General features: G+C 69.2%; 8 protein-coding genes. 6 read left to right on the top strand and 2 right to left on the bottom strand.

Annotation, left to right across the window (positions count from 1 at the left end):
- Nucleotides 1–4: 4 nt before the first annotated feature.
- Nucleotides 5–2,725, bottom strand: a complete 2,721-nt coding sequence (gene mgtA, locus ACFYZS_RS17995) for a magnesium-translocating P-type ATPase (protein ID WP_389012949.1) — start codon at nucleotides 2,723–2,725, stop codon at nucleotides 5–7.
- A gap of 524 nt (nucleotides 2,726–3,249) precedes the next feature.
- Between mgtA and ACFYZS_RS17990 the strand changes: the two genes are divergently transcribed.
- From ACFYZS_RS17990 to ACFYZS_RS17965, 6 genes are all read left to right on the top strand, one after another.
- On the top strand, nucleotides 3,250–4,452 hold the full coding sequence (locus ACFYZS_RS17990) for an ROK family transcriptional regulator (protein WP_030154513.1): 1,203 nt from the start codon (nucleotides 3,250–3,252) through the stop codon (nucleotides 4,450–4,452).
- 117 nt (nucleotides 4,453–4,569) lie between these two features.
- Nucleotides 4,570–5,685 (top strand): substrate-binding domain-containing protein, encoded by a 1,116-nt coding sequence (locus ACFYZS_RS17985; protein WP_389012946.1) that lies wholly within the window; start codon nucleotides 4,570–4,572, stop codon nucleotides 5,683–5,685.
- 227 nt (nucleotides 5,686–5,912) lie between these two features.
- The gene (locus ACFYZS_RS17980) at nucleotides 5,913–6,701 is read left to right on the top strand and encodes an ATP-binding cassette domain-containing protein (RefSeq protein WP_053691510.1); all 789 of its coding nucleotides are present in this window, start codon (nucleotides 5,913–5,915) and stop codon (nucleotides 6,699–6,701) included.
- A gap of 29 nt (nucleotides 6,702–6,730) precedes the next feature.
- Nucleotides 6,731–7,990: a sugar ABC transporter permease gene (locus tag ACFYZS_RS17975; protein WP_389013459.1), complete on the top strand. Its 1,260-nt coding sequence runs from the start codon at nucleotides 6,731–6,733 to the stop codon at nucleotides 7,988–7,990.
- A gap of 240 nt (nucleotides 7,991–8,230) precedes the next feature.
- Complete coding sequence (gene dxs, locus ACFYZS_RS17970; protein WP_389012942.1) at nucleotides 8,231–10,147, top strand: 1-deoxy-D-xylulose-5-phosphate synthase; 1,917 nt, start codon at nucleotides 8,231–8,233, stop codon at nucleotides 10,145–10,147.
- A gap of 120 nt (nucleotides 10,148–10,267) precedes the next feature.
- The gene (locus tag ACFYZS_RS17965; protein ID WP_389012939.1) at nucleotides 10,268–11,764 is read left to right on the top strand and encodes an amino acid permease; all 1,497 of its coding nucleotides are present in this window, start codon (nucleotides 10,268–10,270) and stop codon (nucleotides 11,762–11,764) included.
- An 87-nt stretch (nucleotides 11,765–11,851) separates the two neighbouring features.
- Here ACFYZS_RS17965 and ACFYZS_RS17960 read toward each other — a convergent pair whose 3' ends face one another.
- A complete protein-coding gene (locus tag ACFYZS_RS17960) occupies nucleotides 11,852–12,916 on the bottom strand; it encodes an LCP family protein (RefSeq protein ID WP_389012936.1) in 1,065 nt (354 codons plus the stop codon).
- Between the last annotated feature and the right edge of the window lie 83 nt (nucleotides 12,917–12,999).

The following is a 12,999-nucleotide window of genomic DNA, read 5'->3' as shown; positions in this document are numbered from 1 at the left end:
CTGCCTACAGCCAGGTGCCGAACCTGCGGATGTACAGGGTCTTCAGGAGCTGGGTGAGCGTGCAGTACGCCAGCAGCACGCCGATCAGCCACGGGAAGTAGCCCGCCGGCAGGGCCACGAAGCCCAGCGACGCGGCCAGCGGCGAGAAGGGCAGGTACAGCCCGGTCAGCACCGCGAGGACGGTCATCACCATCACCGGCCAGGAGGCGCGGGACTGGATGAACGGGATCTTCCGGGTACGGATCATGTGGACGATCAGGGTCTGCGAGAGCAGCCCCTCGATGAACCAGCCGGACTGGAACAGGGCCTGGTGCGCCTCGCTGTTCGCCGCGAACACGTTCCACATGATCACGAACATCGCGATGTCGAAGACCGAGCTGATCGGGCCGATGCAGACCATGAACCGGCCGATGCCCTTGGCGTCCCAGTTGCGGGGCTTGCGCAGGTACTCCTCGTCCATCCGGTCCCACGGCGTGGCCAGCTGGGCGATGTCGTAGACCAGGTTCTGCACCAGCAGCATGATCGCGAGCATCGGCTGGAACGGGATGAACGCGCTCGCCACCAGGACCGAGAAGACGTTGCCGAAGTTCGACGAGGCCGTCATCTTGATGTACTTGATGGTGTTGCCGAAGGTGGTCCGGCCCTGGATCACGCCCTGCTCCAGGACGGTCAGGTCCTTCTCCAGCAGGATGATGTCGGCCGACTCCTTGGCGATGTCCACGGCGGTGTCCACGGAGATGCCGACGTCGGCGTCGCGCAGCGCGGCGGCGTCGTTGATGCCGTCCCCGAGGAAGCCGACGGTGTGTCCGTCGGCCTGCAGGGCCCGAACGATCCGGGCCTTCTGGACCGGGTTGACCTTGGCGAAGACCGTCGTACGGGCGGCCAGCGCGCGCAGCTCCGTGTCGTCGAGGGCGTCGGTCTCGGGGCCGAGCACCACCTGGCCGACCTCGATGCCGACGTCCGCGCAGACCCGGGCGGCCACCAGGTCGTTGTCCCCGGTGACGACCTTGACCGCGATGCCCTTGTCGGCCAGGGCCTGCAGGGCGCGGGCGGCATCGGCCTTCGGCGGGTCGAGGAAGGCGAGGAAGCCGACCAGGGTCAGCCGCTCCTCGTCGGCGACGGAGTAGGTGTCCCGCGGGGTGTCCACGGTGCGGGTGGCGACGGCGAGGACGCGCAGGCCCTGGCGGTTGTTGTCCTCGGCGATGCGGGTGACGTGCCACCGCAGCTGATCGGTGAGCTCGACCGTCTCGCCGCGGTCCCGCACGTGGGTGCACAGCTCCAGGACCTCCTCCACCGCACCCTTGGTGATCATGATGTGCTCGGGGCGGCCGGGACCGCCCACGATGCTGTTGCGGTCCAGGACCACGGACATCCGGCGGCGGGCGAAGTCGAAGGGGATCTCGTCGACCATCGAGAACCGTGCGTCGACGACAACCTCCTCGGCCTCGTCCACGCGGTTGATGACCGCCTGGTCCATCAGGTTCTTCAGACCGGTCTGGAAGTGGGAGTTGAGGTACCCGTACTCCAGGACCTCGTCGTCCTCGTCGCCGTGCACGTCCAGGTAGCGGTCGAGGACGATGCGGTCCTCGGTGAGGGTGCCGGTCTTGTCCGTGCAGAGCACGTCCATGGCGCCCAGGTTCTGGATCGCGTTGAGCCGCTTGACGACGACCTTGCGCCGGGACATGGCGACCGCGCCGCGCGCCAGGTTGGCGGAGACGACCATCGGCAGCATCTCGGGGGTCAGGCCGACGGCCACGGCGATGCCGAAGAGGAAGGCCTCGTCCCAGTCGCCCTTGGTGAGTCCGTTGATCGCGAACACGACCGGGACCATGACCAGCATGAAGCGGATCAGCAGGAAGCTGACCTTGCGCACGCCGTTGTCGAAGTTGGTCTGCGGGCGCTCGCCGACCAGCGAGCCGGCCATCGAGCCGAAGTAGGTGTCGGCGCCGGTGGCGACGACCACGCCGGTGGCGGTGCCGGAGGTGACCGAGGTCCCCATCAGGCAGAGGTTGTCGGCCTCGACGGGGTCCGTGGTCCGGAACTGTCCGAGGTCCTCGGTTCGCGTGTCGGCCTTGGCGACCGGCAGGGACTCGCCGGACAGCGCGGCCTGGCCGACCATCAGGTCCTTGGAGGTGACGAGCCGCAGGTCCGCCGGGATCAGGTCGCCGGCGGCCAGCTTCACCACGTCGCCCGGGACCACCCGGTCCATGGGCACCTCGAAGGTGGTCGGCGCCGAACCGCTGCCGGCCCGGCGCTGCACCGCGCAGGTGGTGGTGACGAGCTTCTTCAGCGCGTCGGCGGCCCGGCCGGAGCGGAACTCCTGCCAGAAGCGGAGCAGTCCGCTGATCCCCACCATCACGGAGAGGATGACGACGCCCGGGTCGGCCGGGTCCTGCCACCACATGACGGCGGCGAGGAAGACGAGGACGCCGATGAAGGGGTTCCAGAACGCCTTCGCGAGCTGGAACCACCAGTGCGGGGCGCGCTCGTGGGCGACGACGTTGGCGCCGTGCCGCTCCAGGCGCAGGGCCGCCTCGGCGTGCGTGAGGCCGCTGCGGGAGGCGTCGAGCTCCTGGAGCACCTGTACGCCCGGGCGGGCGCTGAATCCGGTGAGCCGCTCGCCGGCGAGCCGGGTACGGGTCTCCAGCTCCGCGGCCTTGCGCTCGCGGCGGCCCCTGCCCGGCGGTGCGAGCTTCGTAGGGGTACGGGGGGTGAGCATGGTCATGACGAATACCTCCCTCCAGCGCGTCCGGGCAGCGCGAAGCCGCCCGGTCACGTGGAGTGATCATGGGTCGGCGCGGGACGGCGCGAAACGCCGCCGGGCACGCCGGTGGGCATGGATGACGCATGCCGGGCGGGGGCGCCGGGGCATGCGGAAGGAAGGGAAGGGGGAGAAGAAAGAAGAGATCAGCTGATCAGGTCAGCCGACGAGAGCGCTGCAAAGACTTCGATCGGGACTCATCCCGAACACCTCCTTGCGTAGCGCCGTCATTACGCACCGATCCGGCCGAAAAGCCGCAGAGAACCGGTTGCCTCAGCGACCGTAACACGATCCAGAGGGATGTCTCTCATACTTATGACCGGTACCGTCCGATTCGTTCTGCGTCAGCCTCTTGACGTCTGGAGGGCCAAAGGCTCGACTTAAGGTTCACAAGTTGGAGAGACGCCGGGGTCTCGGAGCACCAAGCCGCGACCGCCGGCTCGGGGGGCGACGGTCAGCCGTCGCTAATGGGCAGGAGTGGATGAGTCGTGCAGACTCCCGGATCGCAGTCTTCACTGCACCGCGCGAATCTCGAACGGGTCGTGCGGGCGGTGCGGCTCGCGGGTTCGCTGACCCAGGCGGAGATCGCCCGGTCCACCGGACTGTCGGCGGCCACGGTCTCCAACATCGTCCGCGAGCTCAAGGACGGTGGGACCGTCGAGGTCACGGACACCTCGGCCGGCGGCCGGCGGGCGCGCAGCGTCTCGCTCAGCGGTGACGCGGGCATCGTGATCGGCGTGGACTTCGGCCACACCCACCTGCGGGTGGCCGTGGGCAACCTCGCGCACCAGGTCCTGGCCGAGGAGTCGGCCCCGCTGGACGTGGACGCCTCCTGGGCGGACGGCTTCGACCGGGCCGAAGCCCTGGTCGGAGAGCTGATCGCGGGCATCGGGGTGGGCCTGGAGAAGGTCATCGGCGTCGGGCTCGGCGTCCCCGGCCCCATCGACGTGGAGTCCGGGACCCTGGGCTCCACCGCGATCCTGCCGGGCTGGGCCGGGATCAACCCGCGCCAGGAGCTCTCGCAGCGCCTCGGCGTGCCCGTGTACGTGGACAACGACGCCAACCTCGGAGCGCTCGGGGAGCTGGTGTGGGGGAGCGGCCGGGGGGTCAAGGACCTCGCGTACATCAAGGTCGCGAGCGGCGTCGGCGCCGGCCTCGTGATCAACGGGCAGATCTACCGGGGGCCCGGCGGCACCGCCGGCGAGATCGGGCACATCACCCTGGACGAGTCGGGCCCGGTCTGCCGCTGCGGCAACCGCGGCTGCCTGGAGACCTTCGCGGCGGCCCGGTACGTACTGCCGCTGCTGCAGAGCACGCACGGGCCCGAGCTCACCATGGAGCGCGTGGTCGAACTGGCCCGGGAGGGCGACCCGGGCTGCCGGCGCGTGATCGCCGACGTGGGCCGCCATGTGGGTAGTGGTGTCGCGAACCTGTGCAACGTCCTCAACCCGAGCCGCGTGGTGCTCGGCGGGTCGCTGGCGGAGGCCGGTGAACTGATCCTGGCCCCCATACGCGAGTCCGTGGGGAGGTACGCGATCCCCAGTGCGGCACGTCAACTCTCCGTGCTCACGGGGTCGTTGGGCGGCCGGGCCGAGGTGCTGGGAGCGCTGGCCCTGGTGCTGAGCGAGATGGGCGATTCGACCCTTCTGGCCGGTTCGCCGACCCTCAAGCTCTTGCCTTCAGTTAGATAACGGATGGCACCGTTGTCATCTCGTTAAGGATTCACTCCTTGACGACAAACTGCGGCCGAGGTTGACTCACGTCCACCTCGGCCGCAATGTTGCGGCCTCGTCAGGGAGGTTCAGGAAATGAACACGCGTATGCGCAGAGCCGCCGTTGCCGTAGCCGCCACCGCCATGGCCGCTTCCCTTGCCGCCTGTGGCAGCGCCAAGGAGGCCGGCGAGAAGCCGAAGGAGTCCGGCTCCGCTGCCGCGGGTGGCGCGATCAAGATCGGTCTGCTCCTGCCGGAGAACCAGACCGCGCGTTACGAGAAGTTCGACAAGCCGCTCTTCGAGAAGAAGGTCGCCGAACTCACCGGCGGCAAGGCCGAGGTGGTCTACGCCAACGCCAAGCAGGACGCGACCACGCAGAACTCCCAGGTCGACACGATGATCACCAACAAGGTGAACGTCCTGGTCGTCGACGCGGTGGACTCCAAGGCCATCGCCGGCTCGGTCAAGAAGGCCAAGGAGGCGGGCATCCCCGTCGTCGCCTACGACCGCCTCGCCGAGGGTCCGATCGACGCGTACACCTCCTTCGACAACGAAGAGGTCGGCAAGGTCCAGGGCAAGGCCCTGCTGGAGGCCCTGGGCGACAAGGCCGGCTCCGGCGAGATCGTCATGATGAACGGTTCGGTCACCGACCCGAACGCGGCCCTCTTCAAGAAGGGTGCGCACTCCGTCCTCGATGGCAAGGTGACCATCGGCAAGGAGTACGACACCAAGGAGTGGAAGCCGGAGAACGCCAACACCAACATGGCGGGTGCGATCTCCGCGATCGGCAAGGACAAGATCGTCGGCGTCTACTCCGCCAATGACGGCATGGCCGGCGGCATCATCACCGCCCTGAAGGCGGCCGGCATGAACCCGCTGCCCCCGGTCACCGGCCAGGACGCGGAACTCGCCGGTGTGCAGCGCATCGTCGCGGGCGAGCAGTTCATGAGCGTCTACAAGCCGTACGCCCCCGAGGCCGAGGCCGCCGCGAAGATGGCCGTCGCGCTCGCCAAGGGCGAGAAGCTTGACGGTGTCACCACCTCCAAGGTCGACAGCCCCACCACCAAGGGCGTCCCGTCGGTCCTGGTCCCCGTCGTCTCGCTGACCAAGAACAACATCAAGGACACTGTCATCAAGGACGGTGTCTACACGGCCGACGAGATCTGCACCGACAAGTACGCGGCCGCCTGCACCACCCTCGGCCTGAAGTAGGCCCCCCGGGCCCACCCGGGTCCCTCGGGCCCCACCCGGGCCCCGTCGTCCCGCCGGCCGGAGACCCACCCCCGCGGCCTCCGGCCCACCGGGACCCCCGCGCCTGCCCGGCGCCCCGCCCCCTCCTTCCCCGCCACCCGCGGGGCGCCGGGCAGAAACGATTCCCCCACCCCACCCCGCTCCTGCACTTACTGCACGACATCCCCGCCGGTCAGGCGGCGAAGGAGATGGTTCATGTGTCCGCTGCGCCCGTGCTGGCGTTGCGAGGGGTCTCGAAGCGATTCGGTGCCGTCCAGGCGCTCACCGATGTAGAGCTCGAGATCCATTCCGGCGAGGTGGTCGCCCTGGTCGGCGACAACGGCGCCGGCAAGTCCACGCTCGTCAAGACGATCGCCGGCGTCCACCCCATCGATGACGGAGTCATCGAGTGGGAAGGCAAGCCGGTCTCGATCAGCAAGCCCCATGACGCCCAGAACCTGGGCATCGCGACGGTCTACCAGGACCTCGCGCTGTGCGACAACATCGACGTCGTCGGCAACCTCTTCCTGGGCCGCGAGCTCAAGCGTCGCGGTGTCCTGGACGAGGTGGAGATGGAGCGCCGCGCCCGCGAGCTCCTGACCACCCTGTCCATCCGGATCCCCAGTGTCCGCATCCCCATCGCCTCGCTCTCCGGCGGCCAGCGCCAGACCGTGGCGATCGCCCGTTCGATGCTCGGCGAGCCCAAGCTCGTGATCCTCGACGAGCCCACGGCCGCCCTCGGCGTCGAGCAGACCGCGCAGGTCCTCGACCTGGTCGAGCGGCTGCGCGAGCGCGGCCACGCCGTCATCCTCATCAGCCACAACATGGCCGATGTGAAGGCCGTCGCCGACAAGGTGGCGGTCCTGCGGCTGGGCCGCAACAACGGCGTCTTCAACGTCAAGGACACGTCGCAGGAAGAGATCATCTCCGCCATCACGGGAGCCACGGACAACGCCGTGACCCGTCGTGCGGCCCGTACCGGGGAGGCTCAGAAGTGAGCACCGAACACCACACCTCGGCGGAAGAGGTGGCCCAGCTGGCCAACCCCGCCGCCCCGGCGGAAGCCATTCCCGCGGTGGACCCGCGCCTGCTCGTGCGCGAGCAGGGCCTGTCCGGGTACCTGAGCGAGTTCGGCCGCAAGATGAAGGCCGGCGACCTGGGCTCCGTCCCGGTCGTCATCGGCCTGGTCATCATCTGGGCCATCTTCCAGGGGCTGAACGCGAACTTCCTGTCCCCGGAGAACCTCACCAACATCGCGATCACGATGGTCGCCACCGGCATGATGGCCGTGGGCATCATCTTCGTGCTCCTGCTCGGCGAGATCGACCTCTCGGTCGGCTCCGTCAGCGGTGTCTCGGGTGCCATCTTCGCGGTCCTGGCCGTCACCCACGGGGTCAACCAGTGGGTGGCGATCCTGGCCGCGGTGGCCGGCGGTGCCCTGATCGGCGCAATCCACGGCTTCTTCTTCGCCAGGATCGGCGCACCGGCCTTCGCGGTCACCCTGTCGGGCCTGCTCTTCTGGTCCGGCGCCATGCTGCAGATCCTCGGCAGCAACGGCACGATCAACATCGACCCCGACGGTCCGGTGGGCCAGCTGACCACGTACTTCTTCACGGACGTGGCCGCCGGCTACGGCCTCGCCGCGATCGCGGTGATCGGGTACTTCCTGGCCAGCTTCTTCGACAACCGCCGCCGCGAGGCCGCGGGGGTCCCGTCCCGCCCGATGAGCGAGATCGCCCTGCGCACGGGCCTGCTGGCCCTGTTCACCTTCGGTCCCGCCGCGGTGTTCAACCAGTACAAGGGCCTCCCGCTCGCGGTGGTGCTCTTCGTGCTGGTGCTGGTCGGCACGGACTTCCTCCTGCGCCGCACCTCCTTCGGCCGCAACGTCTTCGCGCTCGGCGGCAGCGTCGAGGCCTCCCGGCGCGCGGGCATCAACGTCACCGGGATCCGCATCGCGGTCTTCGCGATCGCGGGCACCTTCGCCGCCATCGGCGGGCTCTTCTGGGCCTCCAAGATCGCGGCGGCCAACCAGAGCGCCGGCGCCGGCGACCTGCTGATGAACGTGATCGCGGCGGCCGTGATCGGCGGCACCAGCCTCTTCGGCGGCCGGGGCCGGACCTGGAACGCCCTCCTCGGCGTCATGGTCATCACCTCGATCCAGTACGGTCTGGCTCTCCAGGGCATCGCCACCCCGATCCAGTACATGATCACCGGTGCGGTGCTGCTGGCCACCGTGGTGATCGACTCGGTCACCCGCAAGACCCAGAAGACGGCCGGACGCGCCTGACACCGCGCCCGTGCGGTAAGACCGGTCACAGTGCCCGGTGCCACTTCGTGTGGCACCGGGCATCCGTGCGTACGTATGTGCGTACAGCTGTACGGATATACGCCCGTTTGGGATGTGTGACCTCGCGATGGTGTGTACATGTATGACAAAGGTGTGACCCTCCAGGGGCCGCCCGATGACCGCCGCCGCGAGCGGAACATTAGACTCGACAGACCAGCAAGCAACTGCAAGGAGGCACGGGTGCTGCTGACCCGCATCAAGGGACCGCGCGATCTGGACCGGCTCAGCCAGGAGGAGCTCGACCAGCTCGCCGCCGAGATCAGGTCCTTCCTCGTCGACGCCGTCTCCAAGACCGGCGGGCACCTCGGCCCCAACCTCGGGGTGGTCGAACTGACGATCGCCCTGCACCGGGTCTTCGACTCGCCCAAGGACAAGGTCCTCTTCGACACCGGCCACCAGGCCTACGTCCACAAGCTGCTCACGGGCCGCCAGGACTTCGGCGGCCTGCGCAGCAAGGGCGGCCTGTCCGGCTACCCCTCGCGCGCCGAGTCCGACCACGACGTCATCGAGAACTCGCACGCCTCCACCGTCCTGGGCTGGGCCGACGGCCTGGCCAAGGCCAACGAGGTGCTCGGCCGCGAGGACCACCACGTCGCCGCGGTCATCGGCGACGGCGCCCTGACCGGCGGCATGGCCTGGGAGGCGCTGAACAACATCGCCGCCGCCAAGGACCGCCCGCTGGTCATCGTCGTCAACGACAACGAGCGCTCGTACGGCCCCACCATCGGCGGCCTCGCGAACCACCTGGCCACCCTGCGCACCACGGACGGCTACGAGCGCTTCCTCGCCCGCGGCAAGGAGCTCCTGGAGCGCACCCCGGTCGTCGGGAAGCCGCTCTTCGAGACCCTGCACGGCGCCAAGAAGGGCCTCAAGGACTTCATCGCCCCGCAGGGCATGTTCGAGGACCTGGGCCTGAAGTACATCGGCCCGATCGACGGCCACGACATCGAGGCCCTGGAGTCCGCCCTGCAGCGCGCCAAGCGCTTCAGCGGCCCGGTCATCGTGCACTGCCTCACCCAGAAGGGGCGCGGCTACACGCCGGCCCTGGAGCACGAGGCGGACCGCTTCCACGCGGTCGGCGTGATCCACCCGGACACCGGCCTGCCGGTGAAGACCGCGGCCGCCAGCTGGACCTCCGTCTTCGCCGACGAGATGGTCAAGCTCGGCCACGAGCGCGCGGACATCGTCGGCATCACCGCGGCCATGCTCCACCCGGTCGGCCTCAACAAGTTCGCCGAGGCCTTCCCGGACCGCATCTACGACGTGGGCATCGCCGAGCAGCACGGCGCCACTTCGGCGGCGGGGCTCGCCACCGGCGGGGTCCACCCGGTCTTCGCGGTGTACGCGACCTTCCTCAACCGCGCCTTCGACCAGGTCCTGATGGACGTCGCCCTGCACAAGTGCGGGGTCACCTTCGTCCTGGACCGCGCCGGTGTGACCGGCGACGACGGCGCCTCCCACAACGGCATGTGGGACATGTCCATCCTCCAGGTCGTCCCCGGCCTGCGCCTCGCCGCCCCGCGCGACGCCGAGCAGCTGCGCGCCCAGCTGCGCGAGGCCGTCGAGGTCAAGGACGCCCCGACCGTCGTGCGCTACTCCAAGGGCGTCGTCGGCCCGGCCGTCCCGGCCGTCGGCCGGATCGGCGGCATGGACGTCCTGCGCGCCCCGGGGGCCGAGGTCACCCGTCCGGACGTACTGCTCGTCTCGGTCGGCGCGCTCGCCCCGATGTGCCTGGAGATCGCCGACCTCCTGGACAAGCAGGGCATCTCCACGACTGTCGTCGACCCCCGCTGGGTCAAGCCCGTGGACGAGGCCCTGGCCCCGCTCGCGGAGCGGCACCGCGTGGTCGTCACCGTCGAGGACAACGGCCGCGCCGGCGGTGTGGGCTCCGCCGTCGCGCAGGCGCTGCGCGACGCGGGCGTCGACGTACCGCTGCGCGACTTCGGCATCCCGCAGCGCTTCCTCGACCACGCGCTGCGCAAGGAGATCATGGCCGAGATCGGTCTGACCGCTCCGGACATCGCCCGGCAGGTCACCGGCCTGGTCGCCAAGCTGGACGGGCGCTACGACAGCGAGCCGGCCGCCGCCGTCGACTAGCTCCGGCCACATCCGGTCAGGACCGGTCGCGCGGTTGCACGTCACGGGCCGGGAGATCACCCTTGAAGGGTGGGCCTCCCGGCCCGTTCGTGTGCGTCGTCACCTGTCGGAGGTGCGTCGGTGAGCAAGGACCTGAACAGCGTCTTCCGCACCAAGACGGTGGAGCAGTCCATCCGCGACACGGAGGAGCCGGAACACGCGCTCCGCAAGTCGCTCTCCGCCTGGGACCTGACGGTCTTCGGTGTGGGTGTCATCATCGGCACCGGCATCTTCGTCCTCACGGGCATCGCCGCCCGGAACAACGCCGGACCCGCCACCGCCCTCGCCTTCGTGGCGGCGGGCATCGTCTGCGCCCTCGCGGCCCTGTGCTACGCCGAGTTCGCGTCCACCGTGCCGGTGGCCGGCTCCGCGTACACCTTCTCGTACGCCTCGATCGGCGAGCTGCCCGCCTGGATCATCGGCTGGGACCTGGTGCTGGAGTTCGCACTCGGCACCGCCGTCGTCGCGGTCGGCTGGTCCGGGTACGTGCGCCACCTCATGCACACCAACCTCGGCTGGGACCTGCCCAAGGCGCTGGAAGGGCCGGACGCGGGAGGAAGCTTCGACCTGCTGGCCTTCCTGCTGATCCTGGTCCTGACCGTGATCCTGGTCGTCGGGACGAAGCTCTCGGCGCGGATCACGGCGATCGTGGTCGCGATCAAGGTGTTCGTGGTCCTGCTGGTCATCATCGCGGGCCTGTTCTTCATCAAGGCCGACAACTACTCGCCCTTCATCCCGCCGGCCCAGCCACAGGAAGCGGGCAGCGGCCTCCACGCGCCGCTGGTCCAGTTGATGTTCGGCTACGCGCCCACCAACTTCGGCGTCATGGGCATCTTCACGGCGGCCTCCCTCATCTTCTTCGCCTTCATCGGCTTCGACGTCGTGGCCACGGCGGCCGAGGAGACCAAGAACCCCCAGCGGGACATGCCCCGCGGCATCCTCGGCTCGCTGCTGATCTGCACCTTCCTGTACGTCGCCGTGACGCTGGTGGTCACCGGCATGCAGAAGTACTCGGAGATGTCGCCGACGGCGCCACTGGCCGAGGCCTTCAAGTCGGTGAACCAGCCCTTCTTCTCCGGTGCCATCAGCCTCGGGGCGGCCGTCGGCCTGATCACCGTGAGCATGATCCTGCTGCTCGGCCAGACCCGCGTGTTCTTCGCGATGAGCCGTGACGGGCTGCTGCCGCGCGTCTTCTCCGTCACCCACCCCAAGTACCGCACCCCCTACCGGGCGACCATCCTGCTCGGCGGCATCATCGCCATCGTGGCGGGCTTCACCAGCCTGGAGAAGCTCGCGGAACTGGTGAACATCGGCACGCTGTTCGCCTTCGTGCTCGTCGCCCTCGGTGTGATCATCCTGCGCCGGACCCGCCCCGACCTGCACCGGGCGTTCCGCACCCCCTGGGTGCCGGTGATCCCGATCCTGTCGATCGCGGCCTCGCTCTGGCTGATGCTCAACCTGCCGGCCGAGACCTGGATCCGGTTCGGCGTCTGGATGGCGATCGGCATCATCGTCTACTTCGCCTACGGACGCTCGCACAGCCGCCTGGGCAGGGCCGGCCAGGACGCGAAGTACTGAGGCGGACCGAGGCGGTCCGAGGCACGCGGAAGCGGGCCGTACGGGAGGTGCTCCCGTACGGCCCGCTTCCGCGTGCGGCGCGGGGTGTCAGCCCTTGGCGGGGGAGTTCTTGGCCTCCGCCGGGATCTTCTGGTCGGTGCGCAGGGCCTCCCAGAGCTTGCCCGCCTGCGGCTCCGCTACGACCACCCGGTTGGGGTCCACCTTGTCGTAGGCGACCGGGAGCATGATCGTCTCCATGGTGTCCGGGTCCACGCCCTTCATGCTCTGGGCGAAGTCGGCCAGGGAGGTGAGGGAGGCGAGGTCGGAGTCGGTCGTCAGCGACTTCGTGCCGGCGTCGGCCAGCTTGTAGAGCCGGGCCGGGTTGCCGAGGGCGTCCTGCTTCTTGATCTCCGACAGCATCGCCATCATGAACTGCTGCTGGAGGCCTATGCGGCCGAGGTCGCTGCCGTCCCCGTAGCCGTAGCGGGTACGGACGAACTTGAGCGAGTCGGTGCCGTTCAGCCGGTGCGTGCCCGCGTCGAGCTTGAGCCCGCCCTTGGCCCCGCTCATCGGCTTGTCCAGGGTGACGGTGACCCCGCCGAGCGCGTCCACCAGGCCCTTGAAGCCGGCGAAGTCGACCTCGACGAAGTGGTCCACCCGGATCCCGGACATCTGCTCCACGGTCTTGACCACGCAGGCCGGACCGGCCAGCGAGTAGACGGAGTTGAACATGACCCGGTTCGCCGCCTTGACGGTCTCGCCGTCGGCGCCCTTGCATTCGGGCCGGCTGATCAGGGTGTCGCGCGGGATGCTCACCGCGGTGGCCTTGGACCGGCCCTCGGGTATGTGCACCAGCATGGCGGTGTCGGAGCGGGCGCCGCTCACGTCGCCGTGGTCGAGGTCCCCGTTGGCCCCGGCGCGCGAGTCGGAGCCGAGTACGAGCACGTTCTGCGCGCCCGCGACGACCTTCTTCGGGCGGTTGTCGCCGATGGCCTGGTCCAGATCGACGCTGTCGATGTTGCCGTTGAGGTGGCTGTACGCCCACCAGCCGCCACCGGCCGCGGCGAGGACGAGCAGGGCCACCGTCAGCAGCACGATCCGCAGGGCGCGCCTGCCGCCGCGCCGCCGCCTGCGCCGGGAGGAAGGAGAGGTGGCAGAGGGCAGGTCGGTCATGGAGGCAGGGCCCTTCTATTATCGATGGGGTGCATCATAAGACACACTTTCGAGTGGCTGGTTCTTTCCGGTGACGGACGCGG

Origin of the sequence: Streptomyces sp. NPDC001903, assembly GCF_042891345.1 — a bacterium.
In the GTDB taxonomy this organism is placed as follows: Bacteria; Actinomycetota; Actinomycetes; order Streptomycetales; family Streptomycetaceae; genus Streptomyces.
The sequence above is the reverse complement of the archived record's forward strand: the minus strand, read 5'-3'. Positions and strand labels throughout refer to the sequence as shown.

Coding starts and splice junctions, on each gene's coding strand:
- ACFYZS_RS17985 (WP_389012946.1), top strand. CDS start 4,570: ATGAACACGCGTATGCGCAGAGCCGCCGTTGCCGTAGCCGCCACCGCC.
- ACFYZS_RS17960 (WP_389012936.1), bottom strand. CDS start 12,916: ATGACCGACCTGCCCTCTGCCACCTCTCCTTCCTCCCGGCGCAGGCGG.
- ACFYZS_RS17980 (WP_053691510.1), top strand. CDS start 5,913: ATGGTTCATGTGTCCGCTGCGCCCGTGCTGGCGTTGCGAGGGGTCTCG.
- mgtA (WP_389012949.1), bottom strand. CDS start 2,725: ATGACCATGCTCACCCCCCGTACCCCTACGAAGCTCGCACCGCCGGGC.